Source organism: Erythrobacter sp. S158, from assembly GCF_057364915.1.
This window is the reverse complement of sequence record NZ_CP200279.1, coordinates 2529577-2555114: the sequence shown is the minus strand read 5'-3', so window position 1 is coordinate 2555114 and position 25538 is coordinate 2529577. Positions and strand designations below refer to the sequence as shown.

Sequence of the window (25538 nt, the reverse complement as noted above, 5' to 3'; positions counted from 1 at the left end):
CGCTTCGTCGGTCAGAGGTCTTCAGCCATCTCTCATCCGCCGAACCTAGGGCCGACCGTTGAATTGGTTGAAGTATTCGTTGTCCGCATCAAGCACCATCGAGGAGTTTCCCTCCCCATTGATGAAAGTCTGGCGATAGCTCTCCATGGCCCGGTAGAAATCGTAGAAATCCGGGTCCTTGCCGTAGGCGTCAGCATAGGTGCTGGCCGCATCTGCATCGGCTTCGGCGCGGATGATCTGCGCATTCTTGCGACCTTGTGCACGGATCGTCTCGGCTTGCTCCTGCCGGTCCGAGATCATCCGGGTAAACGCAGCTTCAAGCGGAGTGCCTTCGGGAAGGTCGGCCGCCTTGATGCGCACGTCAATGATCTGCACGCCATATTCGCGCGCCTGTTCATCGAGGATGTCGCGGATATTGGTCATCGCCGTACCGCGATCTGCCGTCAGCAGGCTTGCAAAGGTGCGGCGGCCCAGTTCCTGGCGCAGCACCGAGGTCAGGATCGGCGACAGCTGCGTCAGCAGACGCGCTTCGTCGCCTGCACGTTCCACCATCGTCACCGGCTGGATGATCCGGAAGCGCGCATAGGCGTTCACCTGAAGGCGCTGCTGGTCGCTGGTGAGAACCTGCTGGTTGTCCATATCGAGATCGAGCACGCGGCGTTCGACCATCTGCACCCGGTCGATGAACGGGATGCGATACCAAAAGCCTGCGCCGGTCTGACCATAGGGGTCTTCGGGCGTGTACATGTTGACGATCTCGCGCGGTTCACCCGTACGGATGATCACGGCCTGCTTGGTCTCGGGCGTCACGAAAAGGGTCGAGACGGCACCGATCAGGACCAAAGCCACCGCGATGATGGCGATTTTATACTGGTTCCAGATGTTCTGCATCTTACTGGCCTCCCGTTGGCGTTGCAGGCTGGGCGGTGGCAGCACGGCCACGCTCAACTTCACGCAAGGGGATGTAAGGCGTTACACCATCGGCATCGATCACCGTCTTGTCGGTGCGCGAAAGCACGGCTTCCATTGTCTCGTAATAGAGGCGGCGGCGCGTCACTTCGGGCGCAAGCGCATATTCCGAATAGATCTGGTTGAACGCTTCGGCGTCACCTTCGGCGCGGGCGAGAACCTGCTGCGCATAACGGCGCGCACGGTTCAGCTCACGCTCGGCATCCTGCTGTGCGGCAAGGACGTCGTTGAAGGCTTCGACCACGCTTTCTGGCGGGTCGGTCTTGTCGATTTCGATGCCCTGCACCGCGATGCCTGCGCCGTAACCGTCGAGGATCGACTGCATGCGCATGCGCACGTTCTCCTGGATGTCTGCGCGCCCTTCACCCGAGATCACCGAATCAAGCGTCTTTTCAGCAACCGATGAACGCATCGCGGTTTCCGCCGCTTCGCGCACGGTTTCGATCGGATCGGCCAGCTGGAACTGGAACAGGGTCAGGTCCTTGATGTTCCAGCGAATCGAATAGCTGAGGTCGACGAGGTTCTGGTCGCCCGTCAGGATCAGCTTGGTCGGAACTTCCTCGGTACGGATTTCGATCACGTTTTCGGTTTCGACCACGCTGATCGGATAGGGATAGGACCAGTTGGTACCCGGCCCGTAGCTGCCGACATACTTGCCGCCAAAGCGGGTGACAGTGGCCGCTTCGCCCGGCTGGACGAAGTGAACGCTCGACATGATGACCCACAGGCCAACCGCCGCTGCGATCAGAACCGGAACCCAGCTTCCGCCGCCAGGGCGTTCGGGCAGCTTGATGCCGCCACCGCCGCCAGCGCGGCGCGGGCCTTCGGGGCCGCGGTTCTTGAAGATGTCTTCGATGGAGGCTGAACGGCGGCCGCCGCTCTTGTCTCCGCCCTTCCCGCCGGGAAGCCAAGGATTGCGCGGGCCGTCGGAGCCACCACCGGCTGGCGTATCGCCGCCATCCGAGCCGTCATCTCCACCCGATCCACCGCCTGAGCCACCCCAGGGATTTTTCTTTCCCGCCATCGCAAGGCCAAATTGCTTTTTAAAGCCGTCAAACATTCGCATGCATTCCTTATAGGAACGCCTTTTGGGGAAAAACAGGGGTTGGCGCTTCGATTTTGGTGTTAGGGGCGATTTTGGTGATAGAGGCCGATGCAATATGTCTGACGATCCAAAACCTTCTGCGAACCCTGCCGACGACGAAGCGCGCCTGCGCGCGGCTCTGCCGATCGAGATCCACGGAAGGCTGCGCTCGCTGCGCCTGAAGGACGGGCGAGCTATCGTTGTTGCCGAGGCAGGAGACCTTGGCGCGAAGGCTCGCGAAGAGCTTGAAGGGCTGATCGAGAACGAAATCAGCAAGCTGGACGACGTCGAGACGGTGCATGTCGCCCTGATCGCGGATCGCCGACGTCGGATGATTATAGCTGTCGGGTCGGGCAAGGGCGGTGTCGGCAAATCGACGCTCACCACCAATCTCGCGGTCGCGCTGGCGCGAAAGGGCCGCAAGGTCGGAGTGATCGACGGCGACGTCTACGGCCCTTCGCAACAGCGCCTGCTCGCAACCGATCGCGCAAAACCGCTTACGCAAGGCGACAAGCTGGTCCCGGTCGATAGCCCGCACGGGGTGAAGGTGCTCTCGATGGGGCACCTCGTCCCTCCTGGAAAGGCGCTTGCATGGCGCGGACCGATGGCGGGCAAGGCGCTGGGCCAGCTGGTCGATGCGGCGTGGGACGACACCGAGTTGCTCCTGATCGACCTGCCGCCGGGAACGGGCGATGTGCAAATCTCGATGATGGCCGACAGCAAGCCAGACGGCGCTGTGCTGGTTTCGACGCCTCAAGACCTGGCGCTTCTCGACGCGGCGCGTGCCGGGCAATTGTTCGAGGATGGCGAGGTGCCGATCATCGGACTGGTAGAGAACATGGCGGGCTATGAATGCCCGCATTGCGGCGAGGTCTCCGACCCGTTCGGCCAAGGCGGGGTCGAGAAGTTTGCCGACGCACTCAAGATCCCGTTCCTTGGCCGTATCCCGTTGACCATCGAAACGCGGATCGCGGGCGATGCGGGCAAACCTCCGGCTGCCGGGGACGATGAAGGCGCTGCGCCCTTCATGGCTGTGGCTGACAAGCTCGATCGCTGGCTGACCAACGGGGCGATCTGACGCGATGCAGGTGACCCGCCGCGGCCTTGTGACCGGCGCTGCCGTTGGCGGCGGGTTGCTGGTCGCGTGGTGGTTCCTGCCGCGCAATTACGCGAACCCGCTAGAGCCGGCGAGCGGGGAGCACCTGTTCGGCGCATGGATCAAGATTGCCGAGGATGGCGTCGTCTCGGTCGCGGTGCCGCAGCTCGAGATGGGGCAGGGGATCACGACGCTGATCCCGCAGATCGTCGCGCAGGAGCTGGGTGCAGACTGGCGGCAGGTTGCGGTGGAGCCAGCACCGGTCGCCTCGGCCTATCCCAACGTGCCGCTTGCAGAGCGTTGGGCGCAGCTGTGGGACCCGGTGTCGGTCGGCGTTTCCGAGACCACTGACGACATGCTCGCACAGCGATTTGCAAGGGCGCAGCGGTTCACCGCGACCGCCGATGGCACCTCGCTCGCCGCCTACGAGGCCCCCGCCCGCGAAGCCGCAGCGGGCGCTCGTGCGATGCTGGCTCTCGAAGCGGCGGATCGCTGGGGCGTTGCCTGGGAAGAATGCCAGGTCGTGAACGGCATTGTCAGCCACGGTGATAAAAGCGCCACCTTCGGTGAGCTTGCAGCGGGCGCCGCCGATCAGTCTCCGCCCGATCCCCCGCCGCTGCGACCCGAAGCGCCCAGCGACAATCCGCCTCCCGGCAGCTTGCCAGACGATGTCAGCGCGATCCCGCAGTTTCCGCGCATCGATCTGCCCTCCAAGGTCGACGGGTCATACCGCTTTGCTGCCGATGTGCGCTTACCCGGCATGGTCTACGCCGCGATCCGTCATGGCCCCAACAATGGCAGCGAGCTGACCGGCTTCAACGAGGCGGCCGCCGAGGGAATCAGCGGGATCGTGGGCGCAGTGCGGCACAAACGCTGGCTCGCCGTGGCGGCGACAACGTGGTGGAGCGCCCAGCGCGCGCTGGAAGCGATGGCCCCGCAATTCACGGTCAGCTTCCCTGTCGACAGCGCCGATATCGAAGCCCGGATCGAGACGCTGCTTCGCTCGGGCGACAGCTATCTCGTGGCCGAAACCGGCTTTGGCGAAGAGGGCATGACCCGCGTCGACACCGCGCGCCGCTACGACGTCGAGCCCGCCCATGCCGCCCCGGTCGAAACCGCAAGCGCGGCGGCGCGCTGGTCGGGCGGGCGGCTCGAACTCTGGATCGCGAGCCAGGCCCCCGAACAGGCTCGTAAGGCGGCGGCAAAAGCGGTCGGTATCTCGCCAGAGGACGTCGCGCTTTATCCCATGCCCGCAGGCGGCAGCTTCGATGCGCGGCTTGAGCACGAGCACGCTATCGAAATAGCGCACATTGCAAATGAGCTTGGCCGACCGGTCCAGCTGACATGGCCGCGCCGCGATGAACTCATCCGCTCGCGTCCCCGCGCACCCGCAGGCGTGCTGATCGGAGCGCAACTGGCAGAGGGCGGACAGGGTTCGATCGACGCGATGCGGGTGCGCGTTGCTTGCCAGCCGTCGAGCCACGAATTCGGCCGCCGCCTGTTCGGCAACCTCATCCCATCCGCCGCGATCCGCGACACGAGCGGCCAGAAGGACGAACTCGCGCTTGAAGGAGCCGTGCCGCCTTACGATTTGCCGAGCGTCAGTGTGCACCACGTACCGGTTGAAACCGGCTACCCCGCCGGGCGTGTGCGCGGCAATGCGCACCAGGTCAGCGCCTTCGCAATCGAAAGCTTCATCGACGAAGTGGCAGCAGAGAACAATCGCGAGCCGCTGTCCTACCGCATGAGCATGCTTGGCGGTGATATCAGGCTTGCCGCCTGTCTCCAGCGCGCCGCTTCGATGGCCGAGTGGGATGGCGGCGTAAACCAGAGCGGACAGGGCCTCGCCTGCCACCGCATCGGCGATGCTGAAACGGGCGCGCGCATCGCCTGTGTGGCCACCGCGCGGCGTGGAGAAGGCGGGGTGCGCGTTGCGCGGCTTTCGGCAGCGGTCGATATCGGGCGGATCGTCAATATCGACATCGCCCGCCAGCAGATCGAAGGCGGGCTCATGTTTGGCATCGGCATTGCGCTCGGCAACGCGCTGCGAATGCGCGGCGGCCTTCCCGCGAGCTTCGACTACGCCGATCTCGGATTGCCTCGGCTTGCCGATTGCCCCGAGATCGATGTCGATTTCCTCCCCAGTGAAGCCGCGCCTGCCGATCCGGGCGAACTGGGCACGGTGGTTGCCCCTCCTGCGATTGCCAATGCCCTGTTTTCCGCTACAGGGTTGCGACTTCGCCGCTTGCCCCTACTTTCAAGCGGACTGTAAAAATCTGACACCATGGCGTGCGGGATCGCGTCTGCCTCCACGGGCTGGACGAGAACGTATATGGGCTCGGCACGAGAATTAAGGCGATACCCGCGAAACATGACCTGGCAAAAGCAGCACCTTCCTAACGATCACCCGCCCGTATCGAGCGGCTCAATCGGCGTGCTGCTGGTCAATCTGGGCACGCCCGATGGCCCTGATGCAGGCTCGGTGAAGCGCTATCTCAAGCAATTCCTGTCCGACCGGCGGGTGATCGAGATACCGGCTATCGCGTGGCAGCCGATCCTGCGCGGCATAATCCTAAACACACGGCCGCAGAAAAGCGCGCAAGCCTACTCCAAGATATGGACCGACCGCGGGTCGCCTTTGGCGGATATCACCGCTCGTCAGGCAGAAGCGATTGCTGACGATCTCGGCGAGAACGTAATCGTCGACTATGCGATGCGTTACGGCCAGCCCTCGATCGAAAAGCGGCTCAAAGAGCTGACCGAAAAAGGCTGCGACCGCATCCTGATCGCGCCCATGTACCCGCAATACTGCGCTGCCACGACCGCGACCGTTTTCGACGAGGTCGCCCGCGTGCTGCGCGAAATGCGCTGGCAACCCGCGCTACGGTTCCTGCCGCCTTATCACGACGATGACCTTTATCTCACCGCGCTTGCTGACGATCTGACGCGGCAGGTGGGTGCGCTTTCGTTCAATCCGGAGACCATGCTGCTGAGCTTTCACGGCATGCCTCAACGCACGCTTGAGCGCGGCGATCCCTATCACTGCCACTGCCACAAGAGCGCACGCCTTCTGCGCGAACGGCTTGAAACCCGGCCCGAATTCGAGGGGGTGGAGTTCAAGACCACTTTCCAGTCGCGCTTTGGCCCGGCGCAGTGGCTCGAACCTGCCACCGACGACACGCTTATCGCGGAAGGCGAAAAAGGCACCAAGCGCCTCGTGGTCGCAGCCCCCGGCTTTGCTGCCGACTGCGTGGAGACGCTCGAGGAACTGGCGCTCGAAGGGCGCGACGAATTTCTCGAGGCGGGCGGCGAGCAATATGCGGTGCTCGACTGCCTCAACGTATCGCAATCGGGCGTTGTAATGCTCGATGCGATGATCCGGCGCGAGCTGTCGGGCTGGATCTGATCACGCCTGCGCGAATGGGCGGATCGGTCCTATCGGGTTAAGTGCACGTCTATTTACACTGTGGTAAGTAGCACATAGCATACCGACCGACCCAACCTGCCCAATTCCGGAGCCGCCACTGATGGCAACGCTTGCCAAATCGCCCGAAGACAACACCACCCAAGAAGCTGCGAGCGAAGAAGCCGCGCCAAAGCACTGGTCCGAAGGCGTGCCCGAAGATGACGCGCTCGATCACATTCCGGGCGAAAAAGGCTGGCCGCTGGTTGGCAACACTTTCCGCACGCTTGCCAACCCGCATGCTTTCACCAGCTACATGGTCGAGAACTATGGCAAGGTGTACAAAACCCACGCATTTGGCGGCTGGAACGTTGCGCTGATCGGGGCTGAGGCGAACGAGCTTGTCCTGTTCAACAAGGACAAGATCTTCTCCTCCGAACAAGGCTGGGGCCCGGTGCTCGACCAGCTGTTCCCGCGCGGGCTGATGCTGCTCGATTTCGATCACCACCGGATCGACCGGCGCGCGCTTTCCATCGCCTTCAAGCCGGGTCCGATGCGCCATTATGCGAGCTCATTGAATTCGGGCATTTCGCGCGAAGTGGCCAAGTGGGAAGGGGAGATGAAGTTCTACCCCGCGATCAAGTCGCTCACGCTCGACCTTGCCGCCGACAGCTTCCTTGGCATTCCGTGGGGGCCTGAAGCCGACGCAATCAACACCGCCTTTGTCGACATGGTGCAAGCCAGTGTCGCGCCGGTTCGCACCCCGCTGCCCTTCACCAAGATGAAAAAGGGCGTCGACGGGCGCAAGTTCATGGTCGAATTCCTCACGGCCGAAACGATCCGGCGGCGCAAGGAAGGCGGCGGACAGGACATGTTCAGCCAGTTCGCAACCGCGACCCGCGAAGATGGTGAACTGCTGCCCGTGGACGAGGTTGTCGACCACATGAGCTTCTTGCTGATGGCCGCGCACGATACGATTACCTCATCGGCGACCTCGCTGATCTACTATCTCGCGATCAATCCCGAATGGCAGGAAAAGCTGCGCGAAGAGATTGTCGCGGTAACCGGCGGCCCTGATGGCGACGGCAATCCGCGTCCGCTCGACTACAACGATCTCGGAAAGCTTGAGCTGACCGACATGGCCTTCAAGGAGGCTCTGCGGATGATGCCGCCTGTTCCCTCGATGCCGCGCCGCGCGCTCAAGAGCTTCGAGTTCGGTGGCTACCGCATCCCGGCGGGCACACATGTCGGGATCAACATCTACTGGACGCATTATTCGGACGAATACTGGGACGATCCGCAGACTTTCGACCCGATGCGCTTCACGCCCGACAAGGTAAAGGCGCGGCACAAATACGCATGGGTGCCCTTTGGCGGCGGCGCGCATATGTGCCTCGGCCTGCACTTTGCCTACATGCAGGTGAAGGTGCTGATGGCGCAGCTGCTGCAACGCTACCGGATCGAAGCGCCCGAAGGCTACGCGCCCGACTGGCAGGCATGGCCGATCCCGCAGCCCAAGGACGGGCTGAAGGTCGCCTTCAAGCCGCTCTAGCGTTCACGCACCGTGCATCACCGCGCTGCCAGAAAGCGGGGGATGCTTAAGCGTTTTTCGAGACTTGCGACCCTTTTCGGCGCCTGCGTTGCGACGAGCGCCGCGCTTGTGCCCGGCGGTGCTGCGGCCAGCGATACGGTGTGGGTTTACGAGGGAAGGTGTTTCTACGCCGACCGCTACGCGCCTCTATTGGCGCAAGGGGTCATCTTCGCCGACTGCGACGCGGTTCATTTTACCCCGATGGGCGATCAGGCGATCTTCGGCTTCAGAAACACCCGCCGCAGCCGCGACATGGACTTTCACACCGTGCGAGATGGCGAAAATTGGCGGATCGAGGCGATCCGGCTGCGAGGCGGCGATTGGCGCGACAGTTCGGGTGTATGCACCATCTACCGCAAGGAGGATGAGGTGAGCACGATCACATGCGTCACGACCAAGGGCGCACGATTGTATGCTGCCAATCTTGAGGTCGAGCGCTCTCAATAGGCGGGAGCCAACCAACGCCGATCAGAAATCCCAGGCGATGCCGTTCTTTTCCCAATCGCCATAGCGGGTGGGAGAGATCTCGCGTGGCTCGTCTTTCATCGGATCGACGGCTTTCGGCTCGGGCGGCGGATCGTTGGTCCAGTGCGCGGGCTTCTTGAAGTCTTTTGCGGTCTTGGATTTTTCCTGAGTCATACACTCATAGATACGCACAAGCTGGCGCATGGTTTCAAGTCCCGTTAGGGGCTTGTCGCAATGGCAACACCCACCGGAATCCACGCGCGCCGCGCTGCGCTCAAGATGCTCGACGCCGTTTTGCGCCGGGGAGAGACGCTTGAGCAAGCTGCACCCGGCGCGCTTCGCGATGTACGCGATGCGAATGATCAGGCGCTTGCCCGCGCGATTGCGGGGGAGGCGTTGCGCTGGCTGACTGACCTCGACGCGCTGATCGACAGCGCGACCCGGCAGAGGCTCCCGGACGATGCCAAGCCGCGCAGTGTTCTGCGGTTGATGCTCGCACAGGCTCTCAGGCTCGAGACTCCGCCGCACGCGGTTATCGCGACCGGCCTGCCGCTGTTGTCCGGGGGGCCGCGTAGGCTCGCGCATGGTGTTTTCTCGACGCTGATGAAGCGCGAGGTCGCGCTGCCGGATGTGCCGACCCTGCCTGAGAACGTGCGCGAGCGGTGGGGCGATAGGGCGGTCGAGATCGCGCCCGGCCTCGTCCATCCGCCCGAGGTCGACCTGCACATCAAGGACATCTCGCAAACCGCGCAGTGGCAGGCGAAGCTTGGCGGGGAGAGCCTTGCGCCCGCTCATGTCCGTATCCCACGCGGCAGCCGGATCGAAAGCCTCGACGGCTACAAGGAGGGCGCTTGGTGGGTGCAGGATCTCGCCGCCATGATCCCTTCGATGGTGATTGGTAAGGGGAGAGGCCACGCGCTCGACCTGTGTGCTGCACCGGGTGGTAAGACAATGGCGCTTGCGAGCGCAGGCTGGGACGTGACCGCGCTCGACATATCGAAGCGGCGGCTCGGCACTCTCAAGGAGAACCTCAAGCGCACTGGGCTCAAGGCCTCACCGGTTCGCGCCGATGCAATGCAATGGGAGCCGAAGCATCACTTCGATGCGATCTTGCTCGACGCGCCCTGCACCGCGACCGGGACCTGCCGTCGCCATCCCGATGTGCTCCACCGCATCGGTCCTCGCCAGATTGCAGAGATGGTCGAGATCCAGCGCGGCCTCGTCGCGCGGGCTGCCGAGTGGCTCAAGCCAGGCGGCACGCTCGTCTACGCGGTGTGCTCGCTCGAACGCGAGGAGGGTGAGGAGCAGGCGACGTGGATCGACGCCGAGCTTGGGTTGCAGCATGCGCCGATCACGGCGGATGAATTGCCCGCCGACCTCACGCCGACAGCGCAAGGCCATGTCCGCACGCATCCCGGAATGCTGCCGGAGCAAGGCGGGCTCGACGGGTTTTTCGTGGCGCGCTGGCGGAAAAGCTGACCGGCGCGCTTTGCGCTCACACCCGTGATGTGCCACCCCTCTGACACGAGGGGGAGAGGCCTATGTGGCGCATTATCGGTCCCGCGCTGCTGTTTTCGGGCGCGGCCATCGGGACATCGCACCTGATTCAATCGACGCGTGCGGGCGCGGTTTACGGGCTGGGCCTGATGGGTGTGATCGCGCTCGCCTGTATCCTCAAATATCCAGCCTTTCGTTTCGGGGTCGATTACGGCCACGCGGCGCGCCGGTCGCTGCTTCACGGCTATCGCGAACTCGGACTGTGGGCGCCAATCGTCTTTGCGTGCTTCGCGATCCTCGTGGTGCCTGTAATCTATGCAGCCCTCGCATCGGCAACGGCCGGGATCGCAATCGCAGTGTTCGGGATCGACATCGCCGTGCCGCTCCTCGCGCTGATCGTGCTTGCCGCTGCGGGCGCGGTGCTGCTGATCGGGGGGTATGACTGGCTCGACCTCATCAACCGCGTGCTGGTCGCGTTTCTGGCGGTTTCGACGCTGCTCGTAACCGCTTTCGTGTTACCGCGTGTCGATTTGAGCACGATTGGCGCGCTTGGCTGGGTCAGCGATCCGGGCGCAATTCTGTTCGTTGTCGCGCTCGCCGGGTTCATGCCCAATCCGCTCGACGTGTCGGTGACGACCTCGATGTGGATCGCCGAGGCTGAGAGCCGCGAGGACAAGGACCACCAGTCAGGCTTGGCCGATGCAAGGCGCGCTTTCGCGTCCGGTTACATCATGACCGCGTTTCTTGCGCTGTGCTTCTGCGTGATCGGAGCGGGCGTGATGCACGCCGATGGCATCGCGCCTGAAACCAGCGCACCCGGTTTCGCGCAGCAGATCATTGCGCTCTATTCGAGCACGCTTGGCGAAAGCGCAGCGGTGTTGGCCTCCATCGCAGCGTTGTCTGTCATGACGACGACGGTGCTGGCCGCGCTCGATATCGGGGGACGGCACGTCGCATCTGTTTGGCAGCAGACCTTGGGTGCAGAGACCGAGGCGCAGTTCACGCTCGTTTACCGCATTGCAATCCCGGTCTTGATCGCGCTGACCGCTGCCGTGCTCTACGCCTTCACCAGCAGCTTCACCGCGATGCTCGACCTTGCGACCAGCGCGGCCTTTGTCGGAGCGCCGGTGATTGCGACGCTGAATCACCTTGTGGTGACACGCTGCTCCATGCCCGAAGAAGCGCGCCCGTCGAAAGCGTTCCGCGCGCTCAACCTCTTCGCAATTGCCGTAATGGCGAGCCTTGCGATCGCCTATTTCGTCCTGTGAGCGCGCTTACCAGCGCAGGGTGATTTCGGCGCACGCCCGGTCCATTTGACGAAGCTCGAAAGTGATCGAGCGATCCGCCTGATCGCGAATTTGGAGCCGAAGCGGCGTGCCGAGTTCGACATAGCGATTGAGCGTCATTTCACCGCTCGTATCGATGTCGGTGCGCCCCTTGATGAGAAACAGCGCCTGGCGCGCAATCTCGTGAAAGTGGGTCGAGTTTACATGATCGCCCGAGCCGCCGATCACCGGATTGCCCGGGGGAAATCCGTTCGCCGGGGTCACCAAGGCTTCAACGTAATCAGCACCCGCTTCGGAAGGAGCGACAAGCACGCGCTCGTGTTCCGTCAGGCCCAACGCCTCGCGCTCGGCGTAAACGAAATCGTCCTGCGGAAGGGCCTTGCGCGCCTCTTCCTTTGAGCCCTCGCGCCATTTCTCGAAATTGCGGTTACGGAACACGACACCGCGCCCGCGAATGGTCACGATGACCGCGCCAGCAGCATTGAAAAGCACGACACCGTAAGCGGGATTTTCGGAGCTTTCATCGCGGGTGTAGACGCCGCGCACCGCGTGCCCGCCCGATCCATCGCCCAGTTCCCAATCGATCCATGTGAGCGCACTCCACTGCGTTGCCTCAAGCCCCGCAAGCGCGACCGAGGCGCCCACGGCCGTCCAGAAGGCCTGCGTCTGGATCACCACCGGATGATGCGGCGGGAGGGTCAACCAGGGCAGCTTTTGCGCATCAAGCGAACAGTCAAATGCGACCGAGCCGTCATTCGTGATGACTTGCCCGGTCGCATATGGATTGTTCGAATAGTCGGGCATCGCCTCTCCCCTCTTGCCGGCGCTCCGATCGGTTGCGGCTTAAGCCTTCACCTTGTTCTGGAAGCTCTTTCTCAGCTTCATCAGCTTGGGCGGGATCACGGCGAGGCAATAGGGATTACGCTGACCTTCGCCTTCCCAGTATTCCTGGTGGTAATCCTCTGCCGGATACCAGGTCGCGGTCTGCGTATCGCCTTCGAGCCCTTCGATCGTGGTCACGGCCATTTTGCCATTCTCTGCATTCCAGCGCCCGATCGCGGCCTTGGCTTCCTCGCCCTGGCTTGCGGAAAGCGGGAAGATCGCGCTGCGGTATTGCGTACCGATATCGCCGCCCTGCCGGTTCAGCTGGGTCGGGTCATGCGTGCCGAGAAACATGTCGTAGATTTCGGCAAGGCTTGTCACCTCAGGGTCGAATGTCACCCGGATGCCCTCGGCATGGCCGGTGTTGCCGGTGCAGACCTGCTTGTAGGTGGGGTTCTCGACCGTGCCGCCGATATAGCCGCTCTCGACCTCGCTTACCCCTACGACATCGCGGAACACCGCCTCGGTGCACCAGAAACATCCGCCTGCAATGATCGCTTGTTCCATGTCTAATCAGTCTCCTTTTCGACAAACGACATAGGGAGGCCGACCGGTATTGCCAGTGGCAGGGCCGCATTCGATCAGATGCCTTGTCATGACGGCCTTGGCGCGTCAGGAGTCTCTCCACGACACTGGAGAAAGAGGACTCGCCGTCATGAACATCAAATTGCTTGCTCCGCTCGCCGCGCTTGCCGCTGGGACCGCCATGGTCAGCTTTACCGCGCCTGTTGCAGCAGAGGCTCACATGGACGCCGCCGCGCCGTCGCTTGAAGAGGTGCTGGCGCATGAACGCCGCGACGATGACCGCGCGCGCGACCAATATCGTAACCCAGCCGAAACGCTCGACTTCTTCGGGGTCGAGCCGACCATGACGGTCGCCGAATATGGTCCGGGCGGCGGCTGGTACACCCGCGTGCTCGCGCCGTACCTGATGCCTGCGGGCCAATATATCGCGTTCAATCAGGACAGCGATGGCCGCACCTACCAAACCCGCGCACAGGAAGCGCGCTCCAAGGGCTGGACTGAGAACTTCAAGACCTCGCTCGCCGAAGGCATGGGCGTCGACGCCAGCGAAGTGATGGCTTTCGAAACCGACGAAATGCCTGAGGACGTAGCCGGCACCGTGGACCGCGTGCTGATCTTCCGTTCGATGCACGGCCTCAACATCGGCAATTCGGCTGACAGCGTTCTGAAGGCTGCGCGCATGATGCTCAAGGACGACGGCATGGTCGGCGTCGTGCAGCACCGTGCCCCTGAAGGCGCGAGCTACGATGATTACGGCGCTCGCCAGCGCGGCTATATGCGCAAGCAAGACGTGGTCGCGATCTTCGAGGCCAACGGTTTCGAGCTCGCCGGCGAAAGCGAGATCAACGCAAACCCTAACGACCCTGCCAACTGGGAAGGCGGCGTCTGGACGCTGCCTCCGATCCTTCGCTACGGTGATCAGGACCGCGAACGTTACCTTGCCATCGGCGAAAGCGACCGCATGACGCTGCTGTTCCGCAAGGCCAGCTGATCAGAGCGCTCGGGGGCGGGCGAACAACCAAATAACAGGGAGAGGAACTATGAAGACCTCGACGAAGGGCGCTGTGCGCCATTGGACCGTCGCGGCTGCCAGCGCGCTTGCACTGGCAGCCTGCGCGCCGGGTGAACAGGCGCCGAGCGAGGATGAACCCGCAGCCAACGTGATCGATGATGAGGCTTTGGCCGAAGTCCTCGCGCACGAACGCCGGGCCGACGACGCAAAGCGCGACGAGTTCCGCAATCCGGGCGAAACGCTCGCCTTCTTCGGGCTGGCACCGGATCAGACCGTGATCGAATATGCGCCGGGCGGTGGCTGGTACACGCGCATCCTCGCGCCCTACCTTGCCGAGGAAGGCCAATATATCGCGGTCGGCTTTGCACCCGAAGGCATCGATTCTCTGGGAGCTGACTTTCAGGCGCGGGTGCGCGAGGGGGGCGAGAATTTCTCCGGCAACCAGTCCGAAGCGCTCGGCATCGAAGCTGACAAACTGCCGTTCCATTTCGGCGATTCGATCCCTGACGAGCTTGATGGCACGGTCGACACGGTCCTCATCATCCGCATGATGCACAACCTGCTGCGCTGGAACATCGCTCAGAGCGAGATCGCGGCGCTTCGCGATACTCTGAAGCCCGGCGGTGTGATCGGCGTGGTCCAGCACCGCGCCAAGCCCGATGCCGCAGACGAATTCGCGGACGGCAATGCGGGCTATGTGAAAGAGGCCGACCTCGTCGATTTCTTCTCCGAGAATGGCTTCGAACTGGTCGACAGCTCGGAAATCAACGCGAACCCCTCCGACACCGCCGATCACGAGGCAGGCGTGTGGACGCTGCCTCCGACCTATGCGCTCGGCGATCAGGACCGCGACAAGTACACAGCCATCGGCGAAAGCGACCGGATGACGCTGCTCTTCCGCAAGACCGGCGAAGAGTGACGGCGTCGCACTGAGAGCTGCGTTCAAAGCCCGTTCACATTGAAAAACCACCATATTCTCCATCGGCGAGTGTCTCGCCAATGGAGAATATGGACATGACTACGCTCAAATTCGCTGGCGCATCCGCGTTGGCCTTCATGCTTGCTGCCTGCGGTTCGTCGGCTGGCGATCCGCGCGGGGTGGACCGCGCCGAAACGCTTCTATCGGTTAGCGCCACGGGCGAAGCCGACATGCGCCCGGACGAAGCGCGCTTTCAGGCAGGCGTCCAGAACTGGGCGCGCAATGCCGAGCAGGCGAGCGAGGAAACGCAGGAGGACATCGACGAGATCGCCGCCGCGCTGCTCGAACTTGGTGTCGAGGAAAAGGACATCCAGACGAGCGCCGTCAACGTCCAGCGCATCAATTACGGCGACAGGCGTGGGCAGTTTCAGGCGTACAATACGCTGAGCGTCCGTGTGCGCGACGTCGATCTCGCAGGGCAGGCCGTCACCGCTGTCACGGGCGTCGGCGCGAATATCGTGTCGGGCCCCGAGCTGCGAATCTCCGATGTCGAGGCGGCGGCGAATACGGCTTACGCCAACGCCTATGCCAATGCCCGGAAACGCGCCGAAGCCTATGCCGAGGCGGCCGACATGGAGATATCGCGCGTGCTCTACATTCGCGATGCAGGCGGCTCGCAAGGCGGACGCTATCTTGGCGGCGCGATGGCAACCGCGATGGACGCCGCCGCCTACCCACCGCCTCCGCCCGTTGCTCCGCCTGCCATTTCGATGGGACCGCGCCCTGAATCGGCCGTGCGCACGCAAAACACCTCGACCATCATGCCGGGCCAGACGACCAGCAGCGTCAGCGTGCAAGTGGACTTCGCCCTGCGGGAGAAGTAAGCGCTCATCCCCATGAGCACACTCACCGTCGCCGCCCTCCAGCTCGAGCTTCAGCGCGAGGATGAGGCCGATAACATCGCCGCCGTTGCCGCGCTGGTCGAAGAGTCTGCTGAGCGCGGCGCGAAGCTGATTCTGCCGCCTGAATTGTTCTCCGGTCCCTATTTCTGCCGCGAGGAAGACGAGGCGCTGTTCGCGCTCGCCAAGCCGACTGCAGAGCATCCGAGCGTCATCGCGATGCGCGAGCTTGCGGCGCGTTTGAACGTCGCGATCCCGACCAGCTTCTTCGAGCGCGACGGGCATCACTATTACAACACGCTCGCCATGATCGGGCCCGACGGCGAGGTATTGGGTACCTATCGCAAGAGCCACATTCCCGACGGTCCCGGCTACGAGGAAAAGTACTATTTCCGGCCCGGCAATGACGGCTTCAAGGTGTGGGACGTGCCGGGCGACCAGGGACAATCTGTGCGCATCGGCGTCGGCATCTGCTGGGACCAATGGTACCCGGAATGCGCGCGGGTGATGGCCTTGAAGGGAGCAGAAATGCTCCTTTACCCCACCGCAATCGGTTCGGAGCCATACGACGCCGACCTCGACACCAGCCGCATGTGGCGCCGCGCCATGATCGGGCATGCCGTGTCGAACTGCATGCCGGTCATCGCCTCGAACCGCATCGGAGCAGAAGGTCCGGCAGGCGAGCAGAGCTTCTACGGCCATTCCTTCATCAGCGACGAATGGGGCGATCTGGTGGAGGAATTTGGTGCGGCTGAAAGCGGCGTGCTGGTCGCTACGCTCGACCTCGCACAAGCCGCCACGCACCGGGCAGGCATGGGCTTCTTCCGTGACCGCCGCCCGCAGCTGTACGGCCGCATCGCCGAAGACATCTGAGCCATATTTCTTGAGCAGCACTTTCCTCATCGCGCTGGGATCGAATCGCCGGCACTATCTCTACGGCCTGCCGAAGGAGGTTGTGCGCGCAGCGATGGAGGAACTGTCTGCGCTCGGCACGGTCACCGCACGCTCGCCGATCATCTCGTCAGCCCCGATGGGCGCAGCGCGGCGCCGCTTTGCCAACGCCGCTGCACTGGTCGAGAGCGAGTATGATCCCGAGGCGATGCTCGCGGGCCTCAAGTGGCTCGAAAGCGAGTTTGGGCGACGGGGATCCCGGCGCTGGGGGGACCGGGTACTCGACCTCGATATCGTGCTTTGGAGCGGCGGTGTGTGGCGCAGCCGCGAGCTAATTATCCCGCATCCAGGCTTTCGTGAGCGCGACTTCGTACTTACCCCCGCAAGCGCAATCGCACCTGATTGGCGCGATCCGATTTCGGGCCAAAATGTGCGACAATTGAAAGCCCGCTTGACCCGAAAGGCTACCCTGCCTAGGTGAGCGCTCCGACGCGCGCCGAGCGATGCAAACGCCCAGGCCCGCACGCGACCCCATGGGGGCCCTTAGCTCAGTCGGTAGAGCAACTGACTTTTAATCAGTAGGTCGCTGGTTCGAACCCAGCAGGGCTCACCACTCCGTCTATTTCGCGCAGCCGCATCTGCGGCTGCATCCTCACTAAACGTCTTACGATTTGCTGCGGGCGGGCGCCCTCGCGGTCGCGTGGGCGACCGATAAGCACGATGGGCTAGGTTATCGCTGTTTGCCTGCTGTCCAGCCACTTGGCGAGTTTGACACCAAAGGTGATGAGGAAGGGCACGAGCACGATGCTGAGTGTGACCTTTGCAAGCACCTGACCGATCAGAAGGTCGGTGATGTCGAATTCACCATAGAAGGCCAGCGTGATGAAGATCACCGAATCGATCGCCTGACTGAGCGCCGATGCGATCGCGCCGCGAATCATCAGACCGATCGTCGTCGCTTCCCCTTCGCCGCGCAGCTTTGAGAAGATCCACACATTGAGCAGCAGCGAGGTGATGTAAGCCGCAGGCCCCGCCATGAGGATGCGCGGCGTCTGGCCAAGAACTCGTTCGAACGCAGCAAGATCGTCGGTGCGGAACTCGAGCATCTCGACCGAGGCCGGCAGCGAGAGAACAAGGAAGATCAGAGCCGCTGACAAAGCGAGCGGTAAAAAGCCCACCCAGACCAGCCTGTTGGCTAGTTTCTTGCCGTAAAGTTGGGCAATCGTGCTTGTGATTACGACCAGCAACAGGAACGGGAAAATCCCGGCTTCCACGGCGAGCGGCGTGGGCCATAACTGGACCTGCTTGTAAGCGACCACGCCCGCCAGAACGGTCATTCCTCCATAGAGGATGATGTAGACGAACAGGCCCATTGGGAACGAGCCCATCAAATCGGGCGTGTCGGTCTCAGGCGTCGAAGGCGCAGGCTTGGTGTCGGTCATCGTGACACGGCGTTAAGCCAGCGCTTGCCAAAAGAAAAGCACGGGGGCCAAAGCTGTCAACCGCGCGGTTGACAGAGTCCTCTTGCGTGCTCGCGCACAAGCTGCCACGCCTATGACCCGTGCAGCGGACGTCCCGACGGGAAGGTCTGCGCGACGGGTTGCTAACTCGACAGAACAACAATTGAGGGTCCGCGTCGCTTGGGTTCAAGACCTGCGAGGGGCGCAAGGGTATGAGTGCGGGTACATGAGTGAAAGCGTAACTTCGGTAATTTTCAGCATGATCGGGATCGCGGCGATTCTGGGCATTGCTTATTCGCTGTCTTCGGGCAGGAAACACATCAACCTGCGCGTCGTGGGCGCTGCCTTCGCGTTGCAGGCTTTCATGGCGCTGCTGGTGCTGCGCACGGATTTCGGTGTCGCACTGATCCAGTTCCTTTCCGACGGCGTTATCGCGCTGCTTGATTTCTCGAAGGTCGGGATCGCCTCGGTTTTTGGGCCTTTTGAAAACAACCCGTTCGCCAACACTTTCGTCATCGCCGCTTTGCCGGTGATTGTGTTCTTCGCGGCGATCGTCTCGATCCTTTACCACCTTGGCATCATGCAGAAGCTGGTGCGCTGGGTCGGCGGCGCGATTGGCTGGATTACAGGGATCAGCAAGGTCGAGGCGCTGGGCAGCGCGGCCAATATCTTCGTTGGCCAGTCGGAAAGCCCGCTAGTCGTGCGGCCCTATCTTGCCGCACTACCCCCAGCGCGCCTGTTCACCCTGATGAGCGTCGGCATGGCCGGTGTCGCGGGGACGATCCTTGCCGCTTATGCGAGCTTTATCGGGGCGGAAGCCGTGCCATTCCTGCTGGCGGCGGCGTTCATGTCCGCGCCCGGCGGTATCCTCATGGCCAAGATTATCATGCCCGATATGCCCGAAGAACCGATGCAGCCGAGCGCCAGTGTCGGCCAGCAGGCAAGCGGCAGCGCCAAGGCTAAAGGCACCGCGCCCACCGATCAGGTGAGCCGGGTGACGATGGTGGGCAAGAACGGCGAAGAGGTAGAGCTTCCCCAATCGCGCATCAGCGCAACCGGGCCCGCAGCAATTGGAGAGATGGGCAGGGCAGACGAGGTCGAAATGGCCGAGACCTTCGAGGAAGGCCACCGCCCTGCCAATATCATTGAGGCTGCCGCGCAAGGCACGCAGACCGGCGTGAAGCTTGCGGTCGCAGTCGGTGCGATGGTCATGGTCTTCGTGGCTCTGGTCGCGCTTGCCAATGGCTTGCTCGCAGGCGTGGGTGGCTGGATCGTCGCCGCTGCTGCCGGAATTGGCGTGCCCTTTGGTGCGGAAACCGCCGAATGGCTTTCGACGCTCAGCTTCCAGAAGCTGCTTGGCTATGTTTTCGCGCCGGTCATGTTCCTGATCGGTATCGCCGACTGGGAGCAGGCGCGTATCGCCGGCGGCCTTTTCGGGACCAAGATCGTGCTCAACGAATTCGTCGCCTTCATCGACCTTGGCGCGATGGCGGCGGTCGATGCGGGCGGCGTACTGACCGAGCGCAGCCGCGCGATCATCACCTTCGCGCTGTGCGGCTTTGCGAACTTCTCGTCCATCGCGATCCAGATGGCGGTAACGGGCGGCCTTGCCCCCAACCAGCGTCCGGTGATTGCGAAGCTCGGCCTCAAGGCGCTTGCCGCAGGCAGCCTCGCGAACCTGATGAGCGCCGCGCTCGCGAGCATTTTCCTGCCGCTTTAGGAGAGTCCGTCCATGTCTGCCCTGTCGCTCGCTCTCACCATCGCGCTCGCATCGGGCTCACCGGGGGAGGCTTGCGATCCGCTGCCGGGCTGGGAGACGGTCGCAAGCGAGGCGCGGGGCAAGTATCTGGTGCTGGGCGAAAGCCATGGAACCGTCGAAGCGCCCGCAGCAACGGCGGAGTATGTCTGCGCGGTGGCAGAGGATGGCCCTGTCCTGCTTGCGATCGAGTTTTCCTCTCCGGATAATGACGGTTTCCAGCGCGCCTGGGCAAAGCCGCATGATGAGTATCGCGCGGCGCTGTTTGCGGAAGTGTCCGACTGGGGCACGCGGCAGGATGGCGTTGCGAGCCTCGCTATGTTGGAAATGCTCGAACGGTTGCACGCCCTTAAGGAAGCGGGGCGCGACATCGACATCGTCGCGTTCAATGGCGCGAATGGCGATGCGCAGCGCGCCGCGTTTGCCGGATTGCCCGGACAGGAGCCGCACGAGGCAGCGCAGGCCGCCAATATTCGCAAGGCCTCACAGGCGCGCGATTACGCTCATGTCGTGGTTCTGGTTGGCGGTTTCCATGCCGAGAAGCTTCCGGCGGTTCTGGGCCAGACTCCGACCCGCCCCATGGCCAATCTGCTCGCACCAGCAGACCGGGTCGTCTCGCTCGTCATGCACAGCGATGGCGGCGAGAATTGGGGCTGCCAGCTTGAGATGGGCGCTGACTTCGATCCGGCCAAGCCGGTCACCTCTGACATGGTGTCATGCAAGGCGCATCCAGCCAGCCCGAGCCGCCCACCCATGGAGCGCGGCTTTCATTTGAACGACGACACCAAGCCTCAACGCTATGACGGGGTCTTCGCTCTGGGGAAGATTTCCGCTTCCCCTCCGCCGACAAACGACTAAAGCGCCGAACATTCGATCTGCGCCGCACGTCGCAACCCATGCGATAGCTTGATCTAGCGCAAATACTCCTCCGCAATCCCGGCCCTAAGGAGCGGCTCAGGCAATCAAGGCCTTGGCACACCGACGGGCGACCATATAAATGAACCTCATGACCGACAATCAATCCGCCAACGAAATCGCTTCTGTCTCACTTGCAAAGCCGCTCGAGGAAATCGCCGACGAGCTTGGCCGCAGCTTTGGCGAATTCGGCTTCGCCGTCGTGCGCGATCACGGCATCCCGCAAGACCTGATCGACCGCGCCGAAGCGACTTCGAAGGCGTTCTTCGCGCTGCCTGAAGATGTGAAGCGCGCATACAAGATCGAAGGCGGCGGCGGCGCGCGTGGCTATACGCCGTTCGGCACGGAGAAGGCGAAAGACGCTGAAGTCTTCGACCTCAAGGAATTCTGGCACGTCGGGCGCTCGCTTCCCGAAGGCCACGATCTTGCCGAATATATGGCTCCCAATGTCTGGCCTGATGAGATCAAGGAGTTCGAGGACACGTTCAGCGAACTCTACGCGGCGTTCGAGCAGACCGGCCTTCGCGTGCTCGAAGCGATCGCGCTTCACCTTGGTCTCGAGCGCAATTTCTTCGCTCCCACGGTCGAAGACGGCAATTCGGTCATGCGCCTGCTTCACTATCCGCCGCTTCCCGAAGACGCCCCCGAAGGCGCGATCCGGGCCGCTGCGCATGGCGACATCAACACGATTACGCTGCTGCTCGGCGCCGAGGAGGCAGGTCTGCAACTCCTCACCAAGGCGGGCGAATGGCACCCGGTCTATGCGGAAGAAGGTTCGCTCGTCATCAATGTCGGCGACATGCTTGAGCGCCTGACAGCCGGCGTATTGCGTTCGACCACGCACCGCGTCGTCAATCCGAGCGGTGAGGGCGCACGCCGCTCGCGCTATTCCATGCCGTTTTTCCTGCACTTCCGCCCCGATTACATGATCACGCCACTCGAAAGCTGCGTGAGTGAAAAGGGTGCCAAGCCGCAGGAGCCGATCAGCTCGCACGACTTCCTGATGCAGCGTCTTCGCGAGATCAATCTCGCCTGATTCTCAAGGCCATCGCGCGCCAGAAACGCCTTATCGAACCGGCCCGAAGCAATTGGCAAAAAAGCCTGTTTCGTTGCTCTGATGCAACACGGGCCGGTTTAGTGGCGGATTTCCGTGGTTTCGGGCCCGAAATATGCTGTGGAAGAACGCGCGGCGGCTTCCTGCTCCGGTCATTGTAACACGTCTGTCACAAAACCGTCGCTTTTGTGCAGCGCAGCGCGACTAGGGACGCGCCCGTCCGCAGCGTTTTGTTGCATCCTAACCGTGACCAGGGGCTTCCTCTCATGAAACTTAAGTATCTCCTTGCAGCGAGTGTCGTTTCACTCTCTGCTGCAGCTACCATCGCCACCCCTGCTGCCGCGCAGCAGATTACTTCGGGTGTCGAGGGTTCCGTATCCGACGCCAATGGCGGCCCGCTCGCCGGCGCCATGGTGACCATCACCGACGAACGTACGTCGCAGACCCGTACCTCGACCACCGGTGCGAACGGTTCCTTCCGCGTCCAGTCGCTCCCGCCGGGCGGCCCATACACCGTGACCGTGACCGCTGACGGCTTCGAAGGCCAGTCGGTCGAGAACGTCTTCGTCAACATCTCGGGCAACACCAGCTTCGGCTTCACGCTCGACCAGAGCGCGACCGGCAACACCATCGTCGTTACCGGTGCACGCGCCCAGGTGACCCAGGTTGCCGTTGGTCCGGGTACTGCATTCGACACCCAGACGCTCGAAGCATTCCCGTCGATCACCCGCGACGTTCGCGACATCATCCGCATCGACCCGCGTGTCAGCCTCGACCGCGCCAACGAAGTCGATCGCGTATCGTGCCTTGGCGGTAACGACCGTTCGAACACCTTCACCGTTGACGGCATCGTCCAGGCTGACGTCTTCGGCCTCAACGGCACTCCGTTCGCAGCGCGTAACGCTCTGCCGCTTCCGTTCGACGTGATCGAGCAGACCTCGGTCGAGTTCGCACCGTTCGACGTCGAGTACTCGGAATTCACCGGCTGTCTCGTCAACGTCGTGACCAAAGCTGGTTCGAACCGTTTCCACGGCTCGGCTTTCATCACCTACTTCGACGATGGCCTCTTCGCCAACTCGATCGACGGTCGTCCGCTCAACGCGGGTTCGGAAAAGCGCTGGGGTGCTACCCTCAACGGTCCGATCATCCCTGATCGTCTGTTCTTCTCGTTCGGTTACGAAGAAACCGACCTTGGCGACGGCAACAACTTCGGCCCCGCCGGCGGCGGCTTCACCAACGAAGCCGACTTCGTCAGCCAGGCACAGTTCGACCGTTTCGCTCAGATCGCTCGTGACGTCTACGGCCAGGACATCGGCGGCTACCCGACTTCGCTCGCAGAAGCTTCGGTCCGCTACTTCGGCCGTATCGACGCTGTCCTTAGCGACCAGCACCGTCTCGAAGCGACCTACCAGCGCCTCGAAGAAACCAACATCGAAAGCGATTTCGGTGGCCAGAACATCACCGGCTTCAACAGCTTCGAAGACGAAGGCACCGAGAGCGACTACTACTCGGTCCGTCTGTATTCGGACTGGAACGACACGATCTCGACCGAGCTTCGTGTGAGCCGCGCCGAAGTCGGCGACATTCAAGGCCCGGTTGGCTTCGGCGAAGCACAGTCGGACAACCCGACCGTTCGTCTCGCAGTTGGCGTCGCACCTGATGGTACCTCGACCGAAAACGGCCTCCTGTCGACCGGTCCGGGCATCTTCCGTTCGGCTAACCAGCTCGACACCCGCATCGACCAGGCTCGCTTCCAGATGAACGTGGACGCTGGCGATGGCCACTTCCTGAAGTTCGGCGTCGAAGTGAACGACCTTGAAGTCTTCAACCTGTTCGCAATCAACGCGACCGGTACGCTGTTCTTCGACGGCCTCGACAACTTCGAAGCCGGTAACGTTGCTGGCGGCGGTTTCTCGAGCGTCTTCGGCGATGTCGACGATCTCGTCGGCGGCGGCCCGCTCGGTGGCGGTACGATCGCAACCAGCCTCAATGGCGACATCAACAACGCAGCTGCTCGCTTCGGCCGCACCATCTGGTCGTTCTACGCCCAGGACGAATGGCAGGCGACCGACCAGCTCTCGATCACCGCTGGTGTTCGTGCACAGCTGTATGATGGCGACGCACCGCGTGCGAACCCGAACTTCCTGAACCGTTATGGCTTCACCAACGCCCAGTCGTTCGGTGGTCTTTCGCCGGTCATTCTGCCGCGCATCTCGGCCACTTACGAGCTGTTCAATGACGGGTTCTTCTCGGACAGCAGCATTACCGGTGGTGTGGGCATCTTCTCGGGCGGTGACCCGGTTGTGTACTACTCGAACGCCTTCTCGAACGACGGCTTCGCAAGTGCCAACGGCGACACCTTTGACGCAGGTTGTGCTGGCCTGACCAACGCTGACGGCTCGTTCAACGTTCTGAACAACGGCACGTTCACCGGCTTTCCGCAGTGTGCCATCGACGAAGGTGCAGCAGCTGCTGGTGCAGGTCTCGCCGACGTTCAGTCGACCGATCCGGACTTCGACGTCCCGACCGTCATTCGTGCGAACATCGGCTTCCAGACCACCTTCGGTCCGGAAACCGGGTTCTTCTCGAACTGGAACATGAACCTCGACTACATCTACTCGCGGTTCCAGGACACGCTGAACTTCGTCGACCTGTCGCAGGCTCCGGACATCCGCACCAACGGTGGCTTCACCGTCGACGGTCGTCCGATCTACCAGGCAGTCGACGCAACCGCAGCTGGCTGTAACGCAACGCTGGTTTCGGGCGGCACGCCGCCGGTCTACACCGGTCTCACGCCTGAGTGCTTCAACACTCGCCGTGACGACAACATCCAGCTGACCAACGGCCCGGGTTACGAGAGCCACGTTGCTTCGTTCATCCTGAACAAGACCTTCAGCGAAGGCCTGTTCACCGAAGGCGGCGCGGTTACCCTGAACTTCGGTTACGCGTTCACCGACTCGGAGAACTTCCGTAACGTCGGTTCGTCGACCGCTACCTCGTCCTTCGACGTGAGCGCGGCCTTCGACCGTCAGGCACCGGCGATCTCGACCTCAAACTTCGAAACCCGTCACAACTTCACCGCTTCGGCGTTCTTCCGTGAAGAGTTCTTCGACGGTTACGACACGGGTCTCGCGATCCTGTTCCGTGCGCAGGCTGGCACTCCGTTCAGCCTCACCTTCGACGGTGGCGGCGTGTTCGCGGACAGCTCGTCGGGTAACGACAACGCGCTGCTCTACATCCCGACGGGTGCGGGTGATGCGAACCTGTCCGACTTCAGCGGGTTTGGCCTTACTGCGACTCAGCAGGCAGCTGCGATTGCTGCGCAGGCGGCTGCGGTGAATTCGACGCTCGACTATCTCGCCAACAGCGATGTAGGCGAGGCGTGTGACTTCGAACCGGGGGAATCGATTGCGCGAAACACCTGCCGCAACGACTGGCACTACGACCTCGACCTGCGCTTCAGCCAGGAACTGCCCTTCATCGGCAGCCTGACCGGCATCGTCGAAGATCGGATCGAGCTGTTCGTCGACTTTGAGAACTTCCTCAACCTGCTCGACAGCGGTGCGAATATTCGTCGCACTCGTACGCAGTTCCTTGACATCGTTGATGCCGGACTGACGATTGACGATCCCGACAGCCCTGGCGACACTCTTCGCTTTGGTGGTGTCGACGATCAGGGTCGTTACATTCTCGGAGGCTTCCGTCCGGACGATGACAACAACATCGGCATCTCGGCGTCGGCATGGCGTATCCAGATCGGTGCTCGCTACGAATTCTAATTCGTCAGCTACCGACTACGACACACGAGCGGCGGGGCCTTCGGGTCCCGCCGTT

22 protein-coding genes and 1 tRNA gene are annotated in these 25538 nt (G+C 62.5%); 17 read left to right on the top strand and 6 right to left on the bottom strand.

Annotated features, from left to right (window positions below; translation table 11 throughout):
- Positions 1–45 precede the first annotated feature (45 nt).
- Entirely contained in the window at positions 46–891 is an 846-nt protein-coding gene (gene hflC / locus AC0V6T_RS12405) for a protease modulator HflC (RefSeq protein ID WP_486127304.1), read from the bottom strand.
- A gap of 1 nt (position 892) precedes the next feature.
- The gene (gene hflK / locus AC0V6T_RS12400) at positions 893–2029 is read right to left on the bottom strand and encodes a protease modulator HflK (protein ID WP_486127302.1); all 1137 of its coding nucleotides are present in this window, start codon (positions 2027–2029) and stop codon (positions 893–895) included.
- A 100-nt stretch (positions 2030–2129) separates the two neighbouring features.
- Between hflK and AC0V6T_RS12395 the strand changes: the two genes are divergently transcribed.
- The 5 genes from AC0V6T_RS12395 (at position 2130) to AC0V6T_RS12375 (ending at position 8590) form a co-directional block, all read left to right on the top strand.
- Positions 2130–3131, top strand: coding sequence for an Mrp/NBP35 family ATP-binding protein (locus AC0V6T_RS12395; RefSeq protein WP_486127300.1), 1002 nt, complete (start codon positions 2130–2132; stop codon positions 3129–3131).
- A 4-nt stretch (positions 3132–3135) separates the two neighbouring features.
- Positions 3136–5421, top strand: a complete 2286-nt coding sequence (locus AC0V6T_RS12390; RefSeq protein WP_486127298.1) for a xanthine dehydrogenase family protein molybdopterin-binding subunit — start codon at positions 3136–3138, stop codon at positions 5419–5421.
- A gap of 99 nt (positions 5422–5520) precedes the next feature.
- A complete protein-coding gene (hemH, locus tag AC0V6T_RS12385) occupies positions 5521–6555 on the top strand; it encodes a ferrochelatase (protein WP_486127296.1) in 1035 nt (344 codons plus the stop codon).
- A 121-nt stretch (positions 6556–6676) separates the two neighbouring features.
- The gene (locus AC0V6T_RS12380) at positions 6677–8104 is read left to right on the top strand and encodes a cytochrome P450 (protein WP_486127294.1); all 1428 of its coding nucleotides are present in this window, start codon (positions 6677–6679) and stop codon (positions 8102–8104) included.
- 42 nt (positions 8105–8146) lie between these two features.
- A complete protein-coding gene (locus tag AC0V6T_RS12375; protein ID WP_486127292.1) occupies positions 8147–8590 on the top strand; it encodes a hypothetical protein in 444 nt (147 codons plus the stop codon).
- Between the two features lie 21 nt (positions 8591–8611).
- Here AC0V6T_RS12375 and AC0V6T_RS12370 read toward each other — a convergent pair whose 3' ends face one another.
- A complete protein-coding gene (locus tag AC0V6T_RS12370) occupies positions 8612–8812 on the bottom strand; it encodes a DUF1674 domain-containing protein (protein ID WP_486127290.1) in 201 nt (66 codons plus the stop codon).
- Between the two features lie 30 nt (positions 8813–8842).
- Here AC0V6T_RS12370 and AC0V6T_RS12365 point away from each other — a divergent pair, with 30 nt between their 5' ends.
- Positions 8843–10087, top strand: a complete 1245-nt coding sequence (locus tag AC0V6T_RS12365) for an RsmB/NOP family class I SAM-dependent RNA methyltransferase (RefSeq protein WP_486127288.1) — start codon at positions 8843–8845, stop codon at positions 10085–10087.
- Positions 10088–10149: 62 nt separating this feature from the next.
- Positions 10150–11373: an NRAMP family divalent metal transporter gene (locus tag AC0V6T_RS12360; protein WP_486127286.1), complete on the top strand. Its 1224-nt coding sequence runs from the start codon at positions 10150–10152 to the stop codon at positions 11371–11373.
- 6 nt (positions 11374–11379) lie between these two features.
- Here the strand turns inward: AC0V6T_RS12360 and AC0V6T_RS12355 are convergent, their stop codons facing one another.
- Together AC0V6T_RS12355 and msrA are read right to left on the bottom strand one after the other, a co-directional pair.
- Positions 11380–12195, bottom strand: coding sequence for a hypothetical protein (locus AC0V6T_RS12355; RefSeq protein WP_486127284.1), 816 nt, complete (start codon positions 12193–12195; stop codon positions 11380–11382).
- Positions 12196–12234: 39 nt separating this feature from the next.
- Positions 12235–12780 carry a peptide-methionine (S)-S-oxide reductase MsrA gene (gene msrA, locus AC0V6T_RS12350; RefSeq protein ID WP_486127282.1) on the bottom strand — a complete coding sequence of 182 codons (546 nt, stop codon included), beginning with the start codon at positions 12778–12780 and terminating at the stop codon, positions 12235–12237.
- Positions 12781–12928: 148 nt separating this feature from the next.
- Here msrA and AC0V6T_RS12345 point away from each other — a divergent pair, with 148 nt between their 5' ends.
- From AC0V6T_RS12345 to AC0V6T_RS12320, 6 genes are all read left to right on the top strand, one after another.
- Complete coding sequence (locus AC0V6T_RS12345) at positions 12929–13789, top strand: class I SAM-dependent methyltransferase (protein ID WP_486127280.1); 861 nt, start codon at positions 12929–12931, stop codon at positions 13787–13789.
- A 49-nt stretch (positions 13790–13838) separates the two neighbouring features.
- Positions 13839–14729: a class I SAM-dependent methyltransferase gene (locus tag AC0V6T_RS12340; protein ID WP_486127278.1), complete on the top strand. Its 891-nt coding sequence runs from the start codon at positions 13839–13841 to the stop codon at positions 14727–14729.
- A gap of 95 nt (positions 14730–14824) precedes the next feature.
- On the top strand, positions 14825–15613 hold the full coding sequence (locus AC0V6T_RS12335) for an SIMPL domain-containing protein (protein ID WP_486127276.1): 789 nt from the start codon (positions 14825–14827) through the stop codon (positions 15611–15613).
- A 12-nt stretch (positions 15614–15625) separates the two neighbouring features.
- Complete coding sequence (gene aguB, locus AC0V6T_RS12330) at positions 15626–16501, top strand: N-carbamoylputrescine amidase (protein ID WP_486127274.1); 876 nt, start codon at positions 15626–15628, stop codon at positions 16499–16501.
- Positions 16502–16511: 10 nt separating this feature from the next.
- Positions 16512–17000, top strand: a complete 489-nt coding sequence (folK, locus tag AC0V6T_RS12325; protein WP_486127272.1) for a 2-amino-4-hydroxy-6-hydroxymethyldihydropteridine diphosphokinase — start codon at positions 16512–16514, stop codon at positions 16998–17000.
- Positions 17001–17056: 56 nt separating this feature from the next.
- Positions 17057–17132 (top strand) — tRNA-Lys (locus tag AC0V6T_RS12320).
- A 112-nt stretch (positions 17133–17244) separates the two neighbouring features.
- Here the strand turns inward: AC0V6T_RS12320 and AC0V6T_RS12315 are convergent.
- Positions 17245–17961 carry a queuosine precursor transporter gene (locus tag AC0V6T_RS12315; protein ID WP_486127270.1) on the bottom strand — a complete coding sequence of 239 codons (717 nt, stop codon included), beginning with the start codon at positions 17959–17961 and terminating at the stop codon, positions 17245–17247.
- A 244-nt stretch (positions 17962–18205) separates the two neighbouring features.
- On the opposite strand from AC0V6T_RS12315, the gene AC0V6T_RS12310 reads away from it, so the two are divergent.
- The 4 genes from AC0V6T_RS12310 to AC0V6T_RS12295 all read left to right on the top strand — a co-directional run bounded on the left by AC0V6T_RS12310 (position 18206) and on the right by AC0V6T_RS12295 (position 25483).
- Positions 18206–19699, top strand: a complete 1494-nt coding sequence (locus tag AC0V6T_RS12310; protein WP_486127268.1) for a NupC/NupG family nucleoside CNT transporter — start codon at positions 18206–18208, stop codon at positions 19697–19699.
- A gap of 12 nt (positions 19700–19711) precedes the next feature.
- A complete protein-coding gene (locus tag AC0V6T_RS12305) occupies positions 19712–20593 on the top strand; it encodes a hypothetical protein (RefSeq protein ID WP_486127266.1) in 882 nt (293 codons plus the stop codon).
- 139 nt (positions 20594–20732) lie between these two features.
- Positions 20733–21686, top strand: coding sequence for an isopenicillin N synthase family dioxygenase (locus tag AC0V6T_RS12300; protein WP_486127264.1), 954 nt, complete (start codon positions 20733–20735; stop codon positions 21684–21686).
- A gap of 284 nt (positions 21687–21970) precedes the next feature.
- The gene (locus AC0V6T_RS12295; protein ID WP_486127262.1) at positions 21971–25483 is read left to right on the top strand and encodes a TonB-dependent receptor; all 3513 of its coding nucleotides are present in this window, start codon (positions 21971–21973) and stop codon (positions 25481–25483) included.
- Positions 25484–25538 lie beyond the last annotated feature (55 nt).